The sequence below is a fragment of the Streptomyces sp. NBC_00483 genome (assembly GCF_036013745.1).
In the GTDB taxonomy this organism is placed as follows: domain Bacteria; phylum Actinomycetota; class Actinomycetes; order Streptomycetales; family Streptomycetaceae; genus Streptomyces.
This window is the reverse complement of record NZ_CP107880.1, coordinates 4,168,574-4,187,386: the sequence shown is the minus strand read 5'-3', so window position 1 is coordinate 4,187,386 and position 18,813 is coordinate 4,168,574. Positions and strand designations below refer to the sequence as shown.

15 protein-coding genes are annotated in these 18,813 nt (G+C 71.9%); 10 read left to right on the top strand and 5 right to left on the bottom strand.

What is annotated here, in order from left to right; genetic code table 11:
- Positions 1-113: 113 nt before the first annotated feature.
- A complete protein-coding gene (locus OHA73_RS18445; RefSeq protein WP_327655569.1) occupies positions 114-869 on the bottom strand; it encodes a TIGR03089 family protein in 756 nt (251 codons plus the stop codon).
- Positions 870-1,033: 164 nt separating this feature from the next.
- On the opposite strand from OHA73_RS18445, the gene OHA73_RS18440 reads away from it, so the two are divergent.
- From OHA73_RS18440 to OHA73_RS18430, 3 genes are all read left to right on the top strand, one after another.
- Positions 1,034-2,299, top strand: a complete 1,266-nt coding sequence (locus OHA73_RS18440; RefSeq protein WP_266710947.1) for a peptidoglycan recognition protein family protein — start codon at positions 1,034-1,036, stop codon at positions 2,297-2,299.
- 91 nt (positions 2,300-2,390) lie between these two features.
- Positions 2,391-3,473 (top strand): nucleotidyltransferase family protein, encoded by a 1,083-nt coding sequence (locus OHA73_RS18435; protein ID WP_266710945.1) that lies wholly within the window; start codon positions 2,391-2,393, stop codon positions 3,471-3,473.
- Between the two features lie 192 nt (positions 3,474-3,665).
- Positions 3,666-4,643, top strand: coding sequence for a DNA-3-methyladenine glycosylase family protein (locus OHA73_RS18430; RefSeq protein ID WP_443063091.1), 978 nt, complete (start codon positions 3,666-3,668; stop codon positions 4,641-4,643).
- Between the two features lie 71 nt (positions 4,644-4,714).
- Here the strand turns inward: OHA73_RS18430 and OHA73_RS18425 are convergent, their stop codons facing one another.
- Genes OHA73_RS18425 through OHA73_RS18415 form a run of 3 tightly spaced genes read right to left on the bottom strand, consistent with a single transcriptional unit; the run spans position 4,715 to position 7,573 of the window.
- Positions 4,715-6,022 carry a coenzyme F420-0:L-glutamate ligase gene (locus OHA73_RS18425; protein WP_327655567.1) on the bottom strand — a complete coding sequence of 436 codons (1,308 nt, stop codon included), beginning with the start codon at positions 6,020-6,022 and terminating at the stop codon, positions 4,715-4,717.
- Positions 6,019-6,990, bottom strand: a complete 972-nt coding sequence (cofD, locus tag OHA73_RS18420; protein ID WP_266710941.1) for a 2-phospho-L-lactate transferase — start codon at positions 6,988-6,990, stop codon at positions 6,019-6,021. The genes OHA73_RS18425 and cofD overlap by 4 nt, the downstream gene beginning before the upstream one ends.
- Before the next feature lie 43 nt (positions 6,991-7,033).
- Entirely contained in the window at positions 7,034-7,573 is a 540-nt protein-coding gene (locus OHA73_RS18415) for a cysteine dioxygenase (protein ID WP_267070225.1), read from the bottom strand.
- Between the two features lie 612 nt (positions 7,574-8,185).
- Between OHA73_RS18415 and OHA73_RS18410 the strand changes: the two genes are divergently transcribed.
- The 3 genes from OHA73_RS18410 (at position 8,186) to OHA73_RS18400 (ending at position 13,804) form a co-directional block, all read left to right on the top strand.
- Positions 8,186-8,449, top strand: a complete 264-nt coding sequence (locus OHA73_RS18410) for a WhiB family transcriptional regulator (protein ID WP_127831770.1) — start codon at positions 8,186-8,188, stop codon at positions 8,447-8,449.
- Positions 8,450-8,663: 214 nt separating this feature from the next.
- Positions 8,664-12,347 carry a glycosyltransferase family 2 protein gene (locus OHA73_RS18405; RefSeq protein ID WP_267070226.1) on the top strand — a complete coding sequence of 1,228 codons (3,684 nt, stop codon included), beginning with the start codon at positions 8,664-8,666 and terminating at the stop codon, positions 12,345-12,347.
- Entirely contained in the window at positions 12,344-13,804 is a 1,461-nt protein-coding gene (locus tag OHA73_RS18400; RefSeq protein WP_267070227.1) for a DUF5719 family protein, read from the top strand. Before OHA73_RS18405 ends, OHA73_RS18400 begins: the two co-directional genes overlap by 4 nt.
- A gap of 61 nt (positions 13,805-13,865) precedes the next feature.
- On the opposite strand, the gene OHA73_RS18395 is transcribed toward OHA73_RS18400, so the two are convergent.
- Positions 13,866-14,351 carry a metallopeptidase family protein gene (locus tag OHA73_RS18395; RefSeq protein WP_267070228.1) on the bottom strand — a complete coding sequence of 162 codons (486 nt, stop codon included), beginning with the start codon at positions 14,349-14,351 and terminating at the stop codon, positions 13,866-13,868.
- Positions 14,352-14,672: 321 nt separating this feature from the next.
- Here OHA73_RS18395 and OHA73_RS18390 point away from each other — a divergent pair, with 321 nt between their 5' ends.
- From OHA73_RS18390 to OHA73_RS18375, 4 genes are all read left to right on the top strand, one after another.
- Positions 14,673-15,050, top strand: coding sequence for a DUF3499 domain-containing protein (locus tag OHA73_RS18390; RefSeq protein ID WP_266563502.1), 378 nt, complete (start codon positions 14,673-14,675; stop codon positions 15,048-15,050).
- Between the two features lie 146 nt (positions 15,051-15,196).
- On the top strand, positions 15,197-16,813 hold the full coding sequence (locus tag OHA73_RS18385) for an L-lactate permease (RefSeq protein WP_266710937.1): 1,617 nt from the start codon (positions 15,197-15,199) through the stop codon (positions 16,811-16,813).
- A gap of 159 nt (positions 16,814-16,972) precedes the next feature.
- A complete protein-coding gene (locus OHA73_RS18380) occupies positions 16,973-18,340 on the top strand; it encodes a phosphomannomutase/phosphoglucomutase (RefSeq protein ID WP_266710936.1) in 1,368 nt (455 codons plus the stop codon).
- Between the two features lie 246 nt (positions 18,341-18,586).
- The gene (locus OHA73_RS18375) at positions 18,587-18,757 is read left to right on the top strand and encodes a Trm112 family protein (protein WP_266710935.1); all 171 of its coding nucleotides are present in this window, start codon (positions 18,587-18,589) and stop codon (positions 18,755-18,757) included.
- Positions 18,758-18,813 lie beyond the last annotated feature (56 nt).

The window sequence follows — 18,813 nt, the reverse complement described above, 5'->3', positions numbered from 1 at the left end:
TCATGGAAACGTAGGCGTACCTACGACCATGGACCCCACCGCGCGAACGGGCCGGGGGAGCTGAGCCGAACGGACTAGCTGTGCTTCCCTACGAGGTCAGCGGGCTTATTGGCTCAGCGGGCGGTCGCGGTGACCCGCTCGCTCTCCACCCGCTTGGCGAGGGCCTCTTCGTCGAGCCGGTCGAGGTTGCGGCACAGCACGACGGAGCCGCCGGTGGCCAGCGGCGCGTAGAGACCCGCGGCGAGCCCCTGCCAGGTGTCGTACGCAAGACCGGACAGCAGCCGCGAACCGGGTCCGGTCAGCCCGAGCGCGGTGGCGTCGGCGGCGGCCTTCTCGACGACCTCGGCGCCCGTCAGCTCGGCGCCGGCCACGACGAGCGCGGGCTCGTCCGCGTCGACCGGTGCGAAGGGGGCGAACCGGTCGCCCTGCCCCGGTACTTCGACGGCGTAGTCGAGGAAGCCCTCGGGCGGCTGCGGGAACCGCCCGCCGAGCGGCCGCAGCGCGAGCGCGATCCGCTCCCCGGAGCAGGCGCGGGCGGCGTCGAGCGTGTCGGGCCCGCTGACGACGAGATCAGCTCCGGCCGGATCCCCGCCGACCTCGGCGACGACCCCGACGGACGAACAGGCCAGCAGCCACACCGCGGTCTGCCAGTGGGCGGGCAGCAACAGGGCGAGGCGGTCGCCGGGTTCGGCGTTCAGGTCGCCCTGGAGCAGATTGGCGGTCTTGGACACCCAGTTCGCGAGCGTGGCCACGGACAACTCCACGCGCTCCCCGGTCGCGTCGTCATAGAAGGTGACGAGCGGCCGCCCCGGATCGGCGACGAGAGCGGCCTGAAGCAGAGCGGCGGGAGTACGAGCAGCAACATTCACACAAACCACCCTACGCACCGGGCCCGACCCGACCCGGCTCCCCTCCCGTGGCGGTGGGCTGTCGCCGCCTTGCGGCACCCCGGCGCCGCGCAACGGCACCCCGCCAACACCCGTATGACCCTCCCCAATGGCCGATGCCCAAGGATCCGCACACGATCGTGCGCATGCGTGGATTTCTGGCTTCATCGATCGGTGTCACCTGCGCGGCGGCCCTGGCCCTCCCGCTCACTCTGCCCACGGCCTCGCACGCCGCGCCGTCCCCGACGCGCGAAGCGGTCCCCGGCAGCACCCAGTCCCTGCCCCTCGAATCGTCACCCGGCAGCACCTCGACACGCGCCGCCGGCGCCCCGCAAGAACAGGGGCTCGCACGCCGCGACGTGCGCCCCTTCTCCCTCGTCGGCGTCGTCTGGGACGACCCGGACGCCCACCTCGACGGCCACGTACAAGTGCGTACGCGAACCACGGACACCACCCGCTGGTCCACCTGGCAGGACGTGGAGACCCACAACGACGACGCCCCCGACCTGGACACCCCGGAACGCGCCGCGGGCAGCCTGCACGGCTCGACCGCCCCGCTCTGGGTCGGCGACAGCGACGGCGTGGAAGTCCGCGTGAAGTCGGACGAGCCCGAGCGCGCCGCGCAGCCGTCCCCCCTCCCCAAGGGCCTGCGCCTCGAACTCGTCGACCCCGGCGAGGAGCCCCCGCAGGGCTCCCGCGCCGAAGGGGCCAACGCCGGCGTCATCCCCGCCCTCGACAAGAAGCAGACGGAGGACGAACTGATCGAGGCCCGCGGCGGCAAGCCGGCCGCGGCCGAGTCCCGCCCGTTCATCGGCCCGCGCCCGCGCATCATCACGCGCAAGGGCTGGGGCGCCAACGAGAAACTCCGGGAACGCAAACTCGGCTACACCAAAACCGTCAAGGCCGCCTTCGTCCACCACAGTGCTTCCGGCAACAACTACCGCTGCTCGCAAGCCCCTTCAGTCATCCGCAGTATCTACCGCTACCACGTCAAGAGCAGTGGCTGGCGTGACATCGGCTACAACTTCCTCGTGGACAAGTGCGGAAACATCTACGAAGGACGGGCCGGTGGCGTCGCCAAGCCGGTCATGGGCGCACACACCCTCGGCTTCAACACCAACAGCACGGGCATCGCGGTCCTGGGCACGTACGGCAGCTCCAACCCGCCCTCCGCGGCCGTCAGGGCCATCGCGCGTCTCACGGCCTGGAAGCTCGGGCTCTACGGCGCGAATCCGCGCGGGTCTACATATCTGAAGTCGGGCGGTGGCAATCTCTACCGCAAGGGAAAGAATGTACGACTCAAGGTGATCTCCGGTCACAGGGACGGTTTCGCGACCGAATGTCCGGGACGCCGTCTCTACAACAAGCTCGGCAGTGCCCGCTCCAGCTCCGCCCACCTACAGGGTCGCTGACGCCGGCCGGCCTGGGCGCCTCGCACGGTCTGCATACACTGGCCGGCCGAAAGACAGTTCGGCCGGCCCAAGCAGGAAGCAGAGACGACAGGTGACAGAAGCGATCCTCCTGGTCGGCGGCAAGGGCACCAGACTCCGGCCACTCACGGTGAACACCCCGAAACCGATGGTCCCGGCGGCCGGTGTGCCGTTCCTCACGCACCAGCTGGCGCGCGCGAAGGCGGCGGGCGTCGACCACATCGTTCTGGCCACCTCGTACCTGGCCGAGGTCTTCGAGCCGTACTTCGGTGACGGCTCCGGCCTCGGCCTGCACATCGAGTACGTCACCGAGGTCGAGCCCCTCGGCACCGGCGGCGCCATCCGCAACGTCGCCTCGCGCCTGCACTCGGGCCCCGACGACCCGGTCCTGATCTTCAACGGCGACATCCTCACGGGCCTCGACATCGCCGCGCTGGTCGACGAACACAAGACGACCGGCGCGGACGTCTCCCTCCACCTCTCCCGCGTCGAGGACCCGCGCGCGTACGGCCTGGTCCCCACGGACGACACGGGCCGGGTGACGGCGTTCCTCGAAAAACCCCAGACCCCCGAAGAGATCGTCACGGACCAGATCAACGCGGGCGCGTACGTCTTCCGCCGCTCGGTCATCGACACGATCCCCACGGGCCGCCCGGTCTCGGTGGAACGCGAGACGTTCCCCGACCTCCTGTCCTCCGGCGCCCACCTCCAGGGCATGGTCGACTCGACCTACTGGCTGGACCTCGGCACCCCCCAGGCCTTCGTCCGCGGCTCCGCCGACCTGGTCATGGGCCGCGCCCCGTCGCCCGCCGTCCCCGGTCGCCGCGGCGACCGCCTGATCCTGCCGACGGCACGGGTGGCCCCGGACGCGAAGCTCACCGAGGGCACGGTCGTGGGCGAGGGTGCGCTGATCGGCGAGGGCGCGCGCATCTCCGGCTCCGCGATCCTGCCCGACGCGGTGATCGAACCGGGTGCGGTGATCACGGACTCCCTGGTCGGCACCGCCGCCCGCGTGGGCGCCCGCACGACCCTCAAGGACGCGGTGATAGGCGACGGCGCCCACGTGGGCGCGGACAACGAACTCCAATCCGGCGCCCGCATCTGGTGCAACACAACCCTCCCCCCGGCCTCCATCCGCTTCTCATCGGACCAGTGAGGCCGCTTCGCATTTCAAGCCCCGCCGGCGATTGAGGCGCGGGGGTCTGGGGGCAGAGCCCCCAGTTCCGGGAAGGGGCGGGTCGGGGAAGAAAACCCCCTACCCTCGAAGACCCACCCGCCCCACCCGAAGGACCCCGTGGCCGGCCGCCGATACGCCCCCCGTACGCAACCCCCACCCACCCGCACAACCGTGCGCGGCGGCGAAACCCACGTACCCACCCCCACCCCGGCGCCCCCCACCACCCCAACCGTTCACACGCACACCCACACCCCGGAAACCCCCCTCCACCTCGGCCTCACCCTCGGCCCCCTGCGCCGCGGCCCGGCCGACCCCACCTTCCGCACCACGCCGACCGGCGCCCTGTGGCGAGCCAGCCGCACCCCGGAGGGCCCGGCCACACTCCGCGTAACCCACCACCCCGACACGACAACCGTCGAGGCACACGCCTGGGGACCGGGCGCCACCTGGTTCCTGTCCCAACTCCCGCACCTGCTCGGCGAGTCGGACGACCCCACCGCCTTCGAACCCCGCCACCGCCTCGTCGCACAGACGACCCGCCGCCGCCCCGGCCTCCGCCTCACCCGCACGGGCCTGATCCTCGAGTCCCTGATCCCGTCGATCCTGGAACAGAAGGTCACGACGGACGAGGCGTACCGCGCCTGGCGCCTGCTCCTGAACAAGTACGGCGAACCGGCCCCGGGCCCGGCCGGCGAAGAACTGCGCATGCGCGTGATGCCGGACCCCCGCACGTGGGCGCTGATCCCGTCCTGGGAGTGGCACAAGGCAGGCGTGGACAACAAGCGCGCCGCGACGATCATCAGGTCCGCAAAGGTGGCCCGCCGCCTTGAGGAGGCGGCACAGATGGAGCCCGCGGCGGCCCGCGCCCGTCTGGAACTGGTCCCCGGCATCGGCCCCTGGACCTCCGCGGAGACGGTCCAGCGCACGCACGGCGCCCCGGACGAGGTGACGACGGGCGATCTGCACCTGCCCGGCATCGTCGGCTACGCCCTCGCGGCCAACAGGGACGCGACGGACGAGGACATGCTGGAACTCCTGGCCCCGTACGCGGGCCAGCGCCACCGGGCGGCCCGCCTGATCATGCTCAGCGGCGTCTCACCACCGCGCAGGCAACCCAAGATGCGCAGGGTGAACATCGCGGAGTGGTGAGCCAAGGCTCGCCGCCACAGCGGCCGGGCTGCCCTACCGAACCTCCACGAAGCCCGGGCGGCCGACCGCCCCTACCGAACCTCCACGAAGTCGGAGACACTCCGCTCCGGCCGCACCCCCGGCGCCCCCGCCGCATGCCCCACCGCGACGGCCCCCATCGGGTCCCACGCCTGAGGCAGCCCGAGCACGTCCCGTACGACATCCCGGCAGAACATGGTCGACGAGACCCACGCGGACCCGAGCCGCTCCCCGGCCAGGGCGACCAGGAAGTTCTGCACCCCGGCCCCGGTGGCCACCACGAACATCTCCCGCTCGGCGGCATCCCGCCGCGCGTCCCCGTACGTGTGCGACCCGTCCATCACGAGACAAGGCACCACCAGGTAGGGCGCGTTACGGAGCACATCCCCGCGCCGCACCCGCTTCGCGATCGACTCCTCGCTCTTCCCGTCCCGCCGCAAATCAGCAACCCACGCGTCCCGCATCGCGTCGAGCAGCCGCGTCCGCGACTCCTCCGACTCCAGCAGCACGAACCGCCACGGCGTCGTGTGATGCGGCGCGGGCGCCGTGACGGCCGCGGCGACGGCCCGCCGCACGGCCCCCGGGTCGACCGGCTCGTCGGTGAACGCCCGCACGGTCCGCCGCTGCGTCACGGCCTCCCGTACCGCCTCCGACGTGCCGAGCCGGAACATGTCGTCGCGCGCGACCCGCACCAACTCCCTTGCGGATCCGCCCTGTTCACCCTCGGCCGCGGCCGCGTCGAGACCGCGCACCACGGCGACCGGAAGACCGCCGGCCTTCCCCTTCACGAGGTCACCCGCGGCCGCCAGCTCGTCGGCGGTGGCCACCACGGTGGCGCTGAGCGGATTCCCGTACGCGTCCGTGCCGCCCCGCAGGTCGTCGAGTACGCGCACGCCTGCCGCCCCGATGGCGACATCCGTCAGCCCGTTCCGCCACGGCCTGCCGAAGGTGTCGGTGACGACGACCCCGACGTCCACTCCGAGTGCGTCCCGCACGCCGTCCCGGATCGCGGCCGCCGAGGCGTCCGGATCCTCGGGCAGCAACAGCACTGTCCCTGCAGGGGTGTTGGAGGCGTCGACCCCTGCCGCGGCCATCACGAGCCCCAGCTTGTTCTCGACGATCCGCAGCGTGCCGCGCCGCGCCACGACCCGTACGGTCTCGGCGTCGATCGCGGCCTCCCGGTCGTCGGCCAGCATCACGCGGCCCTCGGCCTTGCTGACGATCTTCGAGGTGACGAGCAGTACGTCACCGTCGACGAGCCCCGGCTCGGCGGCGACGATCAGCTTCGCGATGTCGTCGCCCTCCCGCACCTCGGGAATGCCGGCGAGGGCCCACGCGCGAAAGCCCGGGGTTCCGGTCACGCGCCCCGCACCTCCTCCGCGAGCTTCAGCGCCTCGCGCGCCATCTCCGCGGCGGCGGTGCCCTCCACGGGGTCCGTCATCATCAGCGGCACGGCCCGGCACGGGATCCCGGCCGCCTCGACCCGCTCCACGGCCTTCTCGTCCACGGTGTCGACCAGCCAGCCGTCGAGCAGCCCCACGCCGTAGTGCTCGGCGACGGCGGCCGCGCTGGACTCGACGCCCACGGCCGCGAGCACCTTGTCGGCCATGCCGCGCACCGGGGCGTCACCGACGATCGGCGAGAGCCCGATGACGGGGGCGTCGGACTCGGCGATGGCCTCCCGGATCCCGGGGACCGCCAGGATCGTCCCGACGCTCACCACGGGGTTCGACGGCGGGAAGATGATCACGTCGGCCTCGGCGATGGCCTCCAGGACGCCCGGTGCGGGCTTCGCCTCCTGGGCGCCGACCGGCACCACGGCCTGCGCGTCCACGGAGGCGCGCAGCTTCACCCAGTACTCCTGGAAGTGCACGGCCTTGCGCTCGCCGTCCACATCGACCGCCACGTGCGTCTCCACGCGGTCGTCCGACATGGGCAGGAGCCGCACGCCCGGCTGCCACCGCTCGCACAGGGCCTCGGTGACCGCGCTGAGCGGGTAGCCCGCGGCCAGCATCTGCGTACGGACGATGTGGGTCGCGAAGTCCCGGTCGCCGAGCCCGAACCACTTGGGTCCGACCCCGTACGCCGCGAGCTCCTCCTTGACCGTGAACGCCTCGTCCGTACGTCCCCAGCCCTGCTCCTCGTTGATGCCGCCGCCCAGCGTGTACATCACCGTGTCGAGGTCCGGACAGACCTTCAGACCGAAGAGGTGGATGTCGTCCCCGGTGTTGCCGATGACCGTGATGGCCGCACCGTCCGGCGCGGCCTGCTTGAGACCGCGAAGGAACCGGGCACCACCGATGCCGCCTGCCAGAACCACAATGCGCATGTGCCCAGCATCTCAGGCACCTCTGACAACGCGTCGGCCGGTCTCAGACAGTGGCGTCGGTGCCTTCGGCGACCGAGCAGGTCGGGGAGGGGGTTCCCGCCGCTCGGGCGGAGTCGGTGGCGTGGGGGTGCATGGGCATCCGGGTCAGGCCGGGGAAGTAGACGTGCAGGCTGACCGCGGGTTCCAGGGAGTCGTTGACGACCTCGTGGGCGTAACCGGGCGCGAAGACCCGCTGCGCGCCGGTGTCGAGTGCCCGCACGCCCCCTTCCGTACGTTCCGTCAGTTCGCCCTGCAGCAGCGTCAGTACGCCGGAGGATCCGCCGTGGTCGTGCAGCCCGCTGCCCTGGCCCGGCACCCACGACAGGAGCCACACCTCGTAGCCGGGTCCTGTGCGCAGGCGGTGGTACCAGCGGGTCGTGGCGTCGTACTCGACGAGGTGCTCCCACTGGGAGCGGTCGGCGGCGATGGAGCGCGCGAGACCGACGAATTCGGCCACCGTCCCGGGGTGCTCCCGGACGGGCTGCAGCAGGTGCGGTACTTCGAGGATGTCGCCGGCGATCTGGAGGTCGCTGTCGCTGTTCATGGGGTGGTGGTGTTCCTCAAGGGAGTGCGGTGCACAGAGCCGTACTGAGATGAGAAGAAGCGTGGTCGGAGCCGACAGGCTCAACGACTCAACAGCTGGAACAGCAACAACACGCGAGGGCAACGCGAACGGACCCGGCGGTGCGGGTCGTCGAGGGTGCCGAAATCGCGAGCATGCCCAACAGGACAGCGGGTCATGCCCTTGTTGTCAACCCAATGTCCGGATTGTGGAATATGGTTCACCTCATCCGGTGTCCTTGGCAGGCGAAAGGTTTGTGCAGCGAGGCCTCGGGACATGTGGCGCAGCAACCAGGCGTGCAAACGTCGGAACGGCAGTGATCTTTGCGGCGTCCTTCCTTGTAGCGGTTCATCGAAGGAGGGGTGACTGCATGGAGTGCGGCCGGCTCCGCATGAGCCGCGGGCAAGTGTCATGGTTTTTGGCGATTTGAACACTTTCCGCATAGCCTTGGTTCCGCAGAGTGAATAACGGGCCCAATAGCAGATCTCGGCTTGACTGCCCCGGATCGGCACACTTGTAATTTCACTCGTGTCGTTCAGCCGAAATCGGTAACGGCAACATCACGGGGACGCACGGACAGACGAGGGGCGCACTATGACCGAGTCGTTTCAGGATCTGCTGGTCGAGGACGCGGAAGAAGAACTCGGCTGGCAGGAGCGCGCGCTGTGCGCCCAGACCGACCCCGAATCCTTCTTCCCGGAGAAGGGCGGCTCCACGAGAGAGGCCAAGAAGGTCTGCCTCGCGTGTGAGGTCCGCTCCGAGTGCCTCGAATACGCGCTCGCCAACGACGAACGCTTCGGAATCTGGGGCGGCCTCTCCGAGCGCGAGCGCCGCCGACTGAAGAAGGCCGCTGTCTAGGGCCTGTCGTTCGGATCAGGCCTGGGGCCTGTCCTCGAACTCCCGTCGTCGCCCGAGATGTGCGGTGCTTTCCGGCCCGCTGCCAGTGGTTGTCCACAGGCGGCGGGTCGCTGTTGTTGGCAGCCGTTAGTGTGGGGCCCCGTCCCGGACGCCACCGTGTCCCCAGCGGGCGCGGGCGTCCACCGCAGTCCAACGAACCGGGGCCCGTACCTCGATGTCCGTGCACAGCCACTCGGCAGACCAATTCGGTACTGCCGCCGCCGCGTTCAACCCGGGGCCCGCAGCAGGGGTCGACCCGAGCAGCGCCCCCGAGTTCCCCAGGCATGTCGTCACCGCCGTCGTCGTCTCGCACGACGGAGCGCGCTGGCTGCCCGACGTTCTGACAGGACTGCTCTCCCAGGAGCGCCCCGTACAGAACGCGATGGCGGCCGACACCGGCAGCGCCGACGACTCCGCCGCGCTCGTCGCGCAGGCCATCGGTGACGACCGCGTTCTGCACCTCGCGCGCCGCACCGGCTTCGGCCAGGCCGTCGAGGAAGCCGTGCGCAGCGCGGGCGTCCTCACCCCCGAAGAGCTGCCGTACCTGAAGCGCCCCAGCGGCTGGGATCCCGTCAGCCGCTCCTGGCGCGACGACGCGTACGACATGCCGGACCTGCCGCACGGCGAACCCGAGCAGTGGCTGTGGCTGCTGCACGACGACTGTGCGCCCGATCCCGACGCGCTCGCCCAGATGCTGCGCGTCGTCGAGAGGGAGCGCGAGGCCGGCAGCGACGTCGCGATCGTCGGCCCCAAGCTGCGCGGCTGGTACGACCGCAGGCAGCTGCTCGAGGTGGGCGTCTCCATCGCCCACTCCGGGCGCCGCTGGACCGGCCTCGACCGCCGCGAGCAGGACCAGGGGCAGCACGACCACGTGCGGCCCGTGCTGTCCGTGTCCACCGCCGGCATGCTGATCCGGCGTGATGTCTTCGAGCAGCTCGGAGGCTTCGACCGCAGGCTGCCGCTGATGCGTGACGACGTCGACCTGTGCTGGCGCGCCCACGCAGCGGGCCACCGGGTCGTCGTCGCCCCCGAAGCCGTCGTGCGGCACGCTGAGGCCGCCTCCCGCGAGCGCCGCACCGTCGACTGCGTCGGCCGCACCGCCACGTCGCCGCACAAGGTCGACAAGGCGGGCGCCGTCTACACGCTGCTGGCCAACGCGCGCGGGGCGGCCCTTCCGTGGGCCCTGCTCCGCCTCGTGTTCGGCACGCTGCTCCGTACGCTCGCGTACCTCGTGGGCAAGGTGCCGGGACAGGCCTTCGACGAGATCACCGGTCTGCTGGCGACGCTGCTGCGGCCGGGGCGGATTCTCGCCGCCCGTAGGCAGCGCGGCAACGGCGTCGTCGACCCCAAGGAGCTCCGCCCGCTGTTCCCGCCGCCGGGCGCGACGGTGCGGCTCACCGTCGAACAGGTGGCGGGGAGCCTCTTCGAAGGCTCCGACCCGGAGACCGCCAGGGCGGGCCGGCACGGTGGCGGTGGCCTCGTGTCGCCCGACGACGCCGAATTCGTCCGGGTCGAGCGGTTCGCGCGCCTCAAGCGCATCGCCCGCAACCCCGGACCGATGCTCCTGGTGGTGCTGCTCTTCGTCTCCCTCATCGCCTGTAGAGGGCTGCTGGGCGGCGGAGCGCTCGCGGGCGGCGCGCTGCTGCCGGCTCCCGCCGACGCGTCCGAGCTGTGGGCGCGGTACGTCGACGCCTGGCACGCCACCAGTACGGGCGGCACCCAGGCTGCGCCCCCGTACCTCGCGCTGCTCGCCACCCTCGCCTCCGTGCTGTTCGGCTCCACCGGGCTCGCGGTCACCGCGCTGCTCGTCGGCTCGGTGCCGCTCGCCGGTTTCACCGCGTACTTCGCGTCCAGGCCACTCGTCACCTCGCGCCTGCTGCGCGCGTGGGCGGCCGTCGCGTACGCCTTCCTGCCCGCCGTCACGGGCGCCCTCGCAGGCGGCCGCATCGGCACCGCGGTCCTTGCGATCCTGCTGCCGCTTCTCGCGCGCGCGGGTCTCGCCGCTTCGGGCCTGACACACACTCAGGGCGGGCGCGGCAGCTGGCGGGCCACCTGGGCGTACGCGCTGCTGCTCACGATCACGACGGCCTTCACGCCGATCGTGTGGCCGATCGCGCTCGTCCTCGGCATCGCCCTCCTTGTAGTGCGGCGCTCCGACATCACCGCCTACGGGCTGCGTTTTCTGGCCGTGCTCGGCACGCCGCTGCTGATGCTCGCTCCGTGGTCCCTCTCGCTGCTCCCGTTCGGCTTCTTCAAGGAGGCCGGAATCCCGTACGGGGCGGGCTCCGCGACCGGGCTCGGACTGCTCGGCGCGTCGCCGGGCGGCGCCGGGACCACGGGCAGCCTGCTGCTCGTCGGCATCGTCCTCGCGGCGCTGGCCGCCCTGCTGCGCCACGAGCGCCGCCGCGCGATCGTCGCCTCCTGGTCCGTCGCCGTCGTGGCACTCGTCTTCGCGGCCCTGTCGAACGGTTCGGCGTGGGCAGGACCCGCCACCCTCGTCTACGGCATCGCGCTGCTGGCCGCTGCCGCGCTCGGCGCCGACGGCGCCCGCTCGCGCGTGGCCGAGCAGAGCTTCGGCTGGCGTCAGCCGGTGGCCGCGCTCATCGCGTTCGCCGCGGCGGCGGGCCCTGTGCTGCTCGCCGCGGGCTGGATGATCGGCGGCGCCGACGGGCCCGTCGAGCGGCGCGACCCGGTGCAGGTGCCCGCGTTCGTCGCCGAGGAGGCCGGCACCCGCGACCAGGCCCGCACGCTCGTCATGGACGGCTCCACGGGCGACGTCGCGTACTCGCTGGTGCGGGGCTCGGGCGTGCGTCTCGGTGACGGCGAGCTGACCGAGGCCGCGGGCGAGAACGCCAAGCTCGACAAGGTCGTCGCCAACCTGGTCGCCGGCTCCGGCGCCGACCAGGCCGACCAGCTCGGCGGCTTCGCCGTGCGCTACGTCCTCGTACGGGGCGGTGCGCCGCGCGAGATGAGCCGCGTCCTCGACGCGACGCCCGGCCTGACCAGGCTCAGCCAGCAGGACGGCACGGCGCTGTGGCGCGTCGACCGGCAGGTGGCGCGGGCCGTCGTCCTGCCGAAGGCGGACGCCGGTTCCACGGCGGAGGAGGCCGTGCCGGTCGCGGCGGGCCCCGTCGAGCTGCACACGAAGGTGCCGCAGGGCAAGGAGGGCCGCATCCTGCGCCTCGCCGACCAGTCCGCCGAGGGCTGGACCGCGACGCTGGACGGCACGCCTCTTACGAAGACCACCGTCGACGGCTGGGCGCAGGGCTTCGAACTGCCCTCATCGGGCGGCACGTTGGACGTCACGTACGACGCGCCGATCACGCACGTCGCCTGGCTGTGGGCGCAGGGCGCGCTCGCCCTCGTCCTCGTGGTGCTCGCCCTGCCGGGCCGGCGCGAGAACGTCGACGACGACCTGCCGGACGAGCCCGTGGTGACCGCGGAGGACCTCGCGGGCGACGGCCGAAGGGCCCGCCGACTGCGCGCCCAGGCCGAGGCGGAGCAGGCGGCACAGGCGGAGCCGGCGCCCCAGCCGGTTCCCGGGGCCGACATACCTCCTCCTCCGGAGGAGGTCCCGGTGGCGGGCTTCCCGCACCAGCAGACCTACGCGGAGTGGGACCAGCCCAGCTACGCGGGCGCCGAGTACGGCACGTACGCGGCGGGGGAGCAGCAGTACCAGGGCGGCGCCTACGGGTACGACCAGCAGGCCGACCCCTACCAGGCGGGCCAGTACGACCCGTACGCCTACGGAGGCGGGTACGAGATGCCTCAGCCCCAGCCCCCGCAGTACGACCCGACGTACGAGCAGCAGCACGGCCACGGCACCGACAATGAGCGCCCCGACGGGAGCCAGCAGTGAACCGCACGACCCTGTCCCTGATCGTCGCCGTGACCGCCCTGGCCGCCGTCACGGGCTTCGCCGCGGCCACCACGCCCGGCGAGGACGACACGTCTGGCAACGCGGCCGCCGCGCGCCTCCCTGTCGAGCGCTCCAGCCTGCTGTGCCCGGAGCCCAGCCAGTCCGACCTGGCCGAGACCGCGTACACCTCGTACACGCCCGAGACGAAGGGCACCGAGGGCTCCGGCACGGCCGAGCTGATGCCCGCCAAGGGCGGCAAGAAGGGCAAGGCGGTCGTCACCCCGAAGAAGCCCGGCACGCCCGTCGCGGGCGACGCCACAGGGGCCGAGGCGCCCGCCCTGACCGGCACCGCCGACGGCCCCCTCGCGCCCGGCTGGACCGTCCAGCAGACGACCAGCGTGACCGCAGGATCGGGCCGCGGCCTGCTTGGGGTGAACTGCTCGGAGCCCGACACGGACTTCTACTTCCCCGGCGCCAGCACCGCCAAGGGCCGCAGCGACTACGTCCACCTCACGAACCCGGACGACGAGGCCGCGGTCGTGGACGTGCAGATGTACGGCCCCGAAGGGGCCATCAAGTCCGAGGTCGGCGAGGGCATCACCGTAGGGCCGCACTCCAGCGTCCCCGTGCTGCTGTCGACGTTGACCGACAAGGCGTACACGAACCTCACGCTGCACGTGACCGCGCGCAGCGGCCGGGTCGGGGCGGCCCTGTCGGACGTGGACGAGAAGCAGGGCGGGGACTGGCTGCCCGCCGTCGCCGACCCGGCCGCGTCCCTCGTGCTGCCCGGCATCCCGAAGGACGCCAAGAACGTGCGCCTGGTCGCCTTCGCACCGGGGCAGGACGACGCCGACCTGAAGGTCCGGCTCGCGACCTCCAGCGGCAAGATCGCGCCTGCCGGGCACGACACGCTGCACCTGAAGTCAGGCATGACCACGGCCGTCAACCTCGGCGCGGTGACGCGCGGCGACGCGGGGTCGCTGATCCTGACGCCCTCCGAGGGCTCCGTGCCGGTCGTGGCCGCCCTGCGCGTCACGCGCGGCAAGGGCGCCGACCAGGAGACCGCGTTCATCCCGGCCACGCGGAGCATCGGCGCGCGCGCCACGGTCGCCGACAACCGCTCCAAGGGCTCCACGCTCGCCCTGACCGCCCCCGAGTCGACCGGCAAGGTCAAGGTCACCGCGTCCCCGGGCACCGAGGGCGGCACGGCGACCACGAAGGAGTACACGGTCAAGGGCGGCACGACCATGTCGGTCACCCCGCCCGTCCCGTCCGGCCTGAAGGGCAGCTACGCGCTGACGGTGGAGCCGGTGTCCGGCGGCCCGGTCCACGGCTCGCGGATGCTGGAGAGGAAGCAGGGATCCGTCCCCGCGTTCACGGTGCAGACGCTGCCGGACGACCGGGGCATGGTGTCGGTACCGAAGGCGGACGAGGACCTCTCGGTGGTGCAGAAGTAGCTGCCTACATAAAGAAGCGGCTGCCTACGTAAAGAAGGCGGCTGCCTACGGGGCGGCGGGGTCAGTCCTCGCCGTCTCCGTAGTCCCCGTAGCGGGGATCCACGGTCTCCGGGGTGAGCCCCAGAACCTCCGCGACCTGCTCGACGACGACCTCGTGCACGAGCGCCGCCTGCTCCTCGCGCCCCTTGGTGCGGATCTCCACGGGGCGCCGGTAGATGACCACGCGCGCGGGGGTGTCCTCCTGCGCGGGGACCGTGCCGCCGAGCGGCACCGTGCCGCCGACCCACGCCTCGTCCTCGGCCGTCAGCCGGGGCACGTCCAGAATCAGGAAGTCGACCTCGGCGAGCTGCGGCCAGCGCCGCTCCAGGCGCTCCACGGAGTCCTGTACGAGGTCGGAGAAGGCCTCGGCACGGCTCGCGGACAGCGGCACCTGCGGCGGCGCCACGGGGCCGCGCATGCCCCGGCCGTGCCGGTCGCGGCGGCGCGGCGGGCGCGGTTCCCCGGAGGGCGGCGAAACCGCGTCGTCTGTGTTGACTGGCCTTTCCATCACTGACGCAGCGTAGTCCTCCGCGGCGCCGGAAGCGGGGCGGCGCCTGCCGGAGCGCTCCATGTCGCTTCCTGACCGATCAAGCCAATCTTGGGGCTGATTCAACTTCTTTCCCGGATCGATGATCTCGCGGCAATTGGCGCTATATGCCCCGAGTGGTGACCGCTTTCAATTGCCGCATGGGGCGCACAACCCGGGGTAGACGCAGGTCATCGGGGCGCCCGCGCGCGGTGGTGTGCGCCGTGTCACGCCACGACACGGTGGGGTGACCTCGGGGAGAGTCGTCGCGGCCCGCTCAAGAGTGCGGTACCGTCCAACGCTGTGAGCCCTGTACGTCGCTGTTCGCGCACCGCTTGCGGCCGTCCCGCCGTCGCGACGCTGACGTACGTCTACGCCGACTCGACCGCGGTCCTCGGCCCGCTCGCCACCTACGCCGAACCCCACTGCTACGACCTGTGCGCCGAGCACTCCGAGCGCCTCACCGCGCCGCGTGGCTGGGAGGTCGTCCGCCTCGCCGACACCAGCGGTCCCAGCCGCCCCAGTGGGGACGACCTGGAGGCCCTCGCCAACGCCGTGCGCGAGGCGGCCCGCCCCCAGGAGCGCGCGGCCGAGGCCGGCGGCTCGGGGCCGCGCGCCGCGGACCCCATGGAGGTCGCGCGCCGTGGCCACCTCCGTGTGCTGCGCTCGCCCGACAACTGACCGGGCCGGCGGCCAGTCGACTTCCTCGGTCAACTTCCTTGTAGATCAGCCCCCTTCACGGGATCTTCACAGTCGTACGCGTTGACCCGCGATTGTTGAGGACACGACGATTTCGCCACCCGACTCCGGGATTCCGGGAGGCGCACGTGTTCGTCCAGCAATTGGAGCCCGTAGGCGGCTCGCTCGGCCTGTCCGCCCTCGTCGCGGCCCTGCCACTCGTGACCGTCCTCGTCCTGCTCGGCGCCGTGCGCATGAAGGCGCACCGGGCGGGCCTGATCGGCCTCGCCGTGGCAGCCGCCGTCGGCTGGCTCGTGTACGACATGCCCCTTGGGCAGACCGTCTCCAGCGCCGCACAGGGCGCGGTCTTCGGTCTTTTCCCCATCATGTGGATCGTCGTCAACGCCCTGTGGGTGTACCGGATGACGGTGCGCACCCGGCACTTCGACATCCTGCGCCGTTCCTTCGGGCGGCTCTCCGACGATCCGCGCATCCAGGCGCTCGTCGTCGCGTTCTGTTTCGGCGCGCTACTGGAGGCGCTGGCCGGATTCGGCGCGCCGGTCGCCATCTGCTCGGTGATGCTGGTCGCGCTCGGCTTCGACCCCGTGAAGGCCGCGGTCGTCGCGCTCGTCGCCAACACGGCACCCGTCGCCTTTGGGGCCATGGGCACGCCGGTCGTGACGCTGGCTCAGGTGACGGGCCTTCCGCTGGACGCCGTCGCCTCTGTGGTGGGTCGTCAGACGCCGCTGCTGGCCCTCGTGGTGCCGCTCGTGCTCGTCGGCCTGGTGGACGGCAAGCGGGGCCTGCGCGAGACCTGGGTGCCCGCCCTCGCGTGCGGATTCGCCTTCGCCGTCGCCCAGTTCGTGGCCTCCAACTACGTGTCCGCCCAACTCGCCGACATCGGCGCCGCCCTGGTGGGCGCCGGCGCCCTCGTCGCGGTGCCGCACGCGCGCAGGCCGGCCGCCGAGCCCGTACGCGCCGCCGTCCTGACCGGCGTACGCAGTGAGGACCTCGACGAGGAGGACGCGCGGTCCGAGGTGCTGCGCGCCTACGCCCCGTACGCGCTCATCGTCGTGATCTTCTCCCTGGCGCAGATCCCCGCCATCAAGGACTGGCTCGCCAAGGCCAACTGGGTCTTCGACTGGCCCTTCCTGAACGTCGCCGACCCGAGCGGCAAGCCCGTGGGCGGCAACATCTTCACGCTGCCGCTCGTCTCCACCGGCGGCACGCTCGTACTGATCGCGGGCGTCTTCACCGCGGTCGTGATCGGGGTGCACGCGCGCGATGCGGTGCGTGAGTGGTTCGGCACCGTGCACGAACTGCGGTTCGCGATCCTGACGGTGACGAGCGTGCTGGCCCTCGCGTACGTCATGAACCTGTCCGGACAGGCCGCCACCATCGGGCACTTCGTGGCGGCCGCGGGCGCCGGGCTCGCCTTCTTGTCACCGGTCCTGGGGTGGTTCGGCGTCGCGGTCTCCGGATCCGACACCTCGGCCAACGCCCTCTTCGGCGCTCTCCAGGTGACGGCCGCCCAGCAGTCGGGCCTCTCGCCGGAACTCCTTGCCGCGGCGAACAGTTCGGGCGGCGTCCTCGGCAAGATGATCTCGCCGCAGAACCTGACGATCGCCTGCGCGGCGGTCGGCCTCGCGGGCCGGGAGGGCGACCTGCTGCGCAAGGTGCTGCCATGGAGCGCCGGGCTGCTGCTGGTGATGTGTCTGATCGTGTGGGGGCAGAGCACGGCGGTGCTGGGGTGGATGCTGCCGTGAGCGATGTCGGTACTCACCGGTCACAGCTGAGTACTTCTGTGACCAGTGAGGACGTGGGAGGCCGGGTTCCTCGGGAGGAATGAGGGGTTCACGATCCGCTGTCAGTGCGGCCAGGTACTTTGTGGGTCCGTGCAGGACTCCAGGAGGGCTGGGCAGACCGTGGCTGCTGCTGATCTGTCGCAGATCGTGAAGGCGTACGACGTGCGTGGGGTGGTCCCGGACCAGTGGGACGAGGAGCTCGCCGCCCTGTTCGGCGCCGCGTTCGTGCGGGTGACGGACGCCTCCGCGATCGTCGTGGGTCATGACATGCGGCCCTCCTCGCCCGGCCTGACGAGGGCGTTCGCGCGCGGGGCCGCCGCCCTCGGCGCGGATGTCACCGAGATCGGCCTGTGCTCGACGGACCAGCTGTACTACGCGTCGGGCGCGCTCGACCTGCCCGGCGCCATGTTCACGGCCTCGCACAACCCGGCGCAGTACAACGGCATCAAGATGTGCCGGGCGGGCGCGGCGCCGGTCGGTCAGAACACGGGCCTCGCGGAGATCCGCCGGCTGGCCGAGGAGTGGAGCGCGTCGGGCGCCCCGGAGCCGGCCGCGACACCTGGGACCGTCACGCGGCGGGACACGTTGCAGGACTACGCGGCGCACCTGCGCGGCCTGGTCGACCTGACGGCGATCCGTCCGCTGAAGGTCGTGGTGGACGCGGGCAACGGGATGGGCGGGCACACGGTCCCGACGGTCCTCGGGGGACTGCCGCTCGACGTCGTGCCGATGTACTTCGAGCTGGACGGCACGTTCCCGAACCACGAGGCGAACCCGCTGGACCCGGCGAACATCGTGGACCTCCAGGCACGCGTGCGTGCCGAGGGAGCCGACCTCGGCCTCGCCTTCGACGGGGACGCGGACCGCTGCTTCGTGGTGGACGAGAACGGCGACCCGGTGTCCCCGTCCGCGATCACCGCCCTGGTCGCCGCCCGCGAACTCGCGCGAAACGGCGGCTCGGGCACGATCATCCACAACCTGATCACCTCCTGGACCGTGCCGGAGGTCGTGAAGGAGAACGGCGGCACGCCCGTGCGCACGCGCGTGGGCCACTCGTTCATCAAGCAGGAGATGGCCACCACCGGCGCGATCTTCGGCGGCGAGCACTCCGCGCACTACTACTTCCGCGACTTCTGGAACGCCGATACGGGCATGCTGGCGGCGCTCCACGTCCTCGCGGCGCTCGGCGGCCAGGACGGCCCGCTCTCCGCCCTGGTCTCCTCCTACGACCGCTACGCGGCCTCCGGCGAGATCAACTCCACGGTCGCAGACCAGACCGACCGCCTCGCCGCGATCAAGGCGGCGTACGCGGGCCGCGAGGGCATCACGACGGACGAGCTCGACGGCCTGACGGTCACGGCGACCGACTGGTGGTTCAACGTCCGCCCGTCCAACACGGAACCGCTTCTCCGCCTGAACACGGAGGCCCGGGACACCCCAACGATGGAAAAAACCCGCGACGAGGTCCTGGCGATCATCCGGGGGTAAGGCTCCAAATCAAGCCCCTGCGGCGATTGAGCAGCGGGGTCCGGGGCGGAGCCCCGTGGCGTCAAGCCCGGCTGAGCCTGGGCAGCCCGCCCCCACATCCCGGCGCGGCGCACGCTCACCGGAAGGCCCCGGCCACGGCACCGCCTCCGCCGGTAGGCTGGTGACCAGCGCCGCACCCCGGTCGGCCACCCGGCCACCGCACAAGGTGCATCGCACCCGAACCCCACTCACCCCCGGAGGGAAACCATGCCGCTCGAAGCCGGCCTCCTGGAGATCCTCGCCTGCCCGGCCTGCCACGCCCCGCTCAAGGAGGCCGACGCCGAGCTGATCTGCACCGGCAAGGACTGCGGCCTGGCCTACCCGGTCCGCGACGGCATCCCCGTCCTCCTGATCGACGAGGCGCGCCGCCCCGCGTAGGACCTCACCGGCGCCGACGGATCAGGGCCGCCCGCATGGGACCCGATCCGCCGGAC

Bases quoted from the DNA above. Each gene is read 5' to 3' on its own strand.
- OHA73_RS18405 (WP_267070226.1), top strand. From the start codon at position 8,664: ATGTCCGTGCACAGCCACTCGGCAGACCAATTCGGTACTGCCGCCGCC.
- OHA73_RS18375 (WP_266710935.1), top strand. From the start codon at position 18,587: ATGCCGCTCGAAGCCGGCCTCCTGGAGATCCTCGCCTGCCCGGCCTGC.
- cofD (WP_266710941.1), bottom strand. From the start codon at position 6,990: ATGCGCATTGTGGTTCTGGCAGGCGGCATCGGTGGTGCCCGGTTCCTT.
- OHA73_RS18440 (WP_266710947.1), top strand. From the start codon at position 1,034: ATGCGTGGATTTCTGGCTTCATCGATCGGTGTCACCTGCGCGGCGGCC.
- OHA73_RS18395 (WP_267070228.1), bottom strand. From the start codon at position 14,351: ATGGAAAGGCCAGTCAACACAGACGACGCGGTTTCGCCGCCCTCCGGG.
- OHA73_RS18415 (WP_267070225.1), bottom strand. From the start codon at position 7,573: ATGAACAGCGACAGCGACCTCCAGATCGCCGGCGACATCCTCGAAGTA.
- OHA73_RS18410 (WP_127831770.1), top strand. From the start codon at position 8,186: ATGACCGAGTCGTTTCAGGATCTGCTGGTCGAGGACGCGGAAGAAGAA.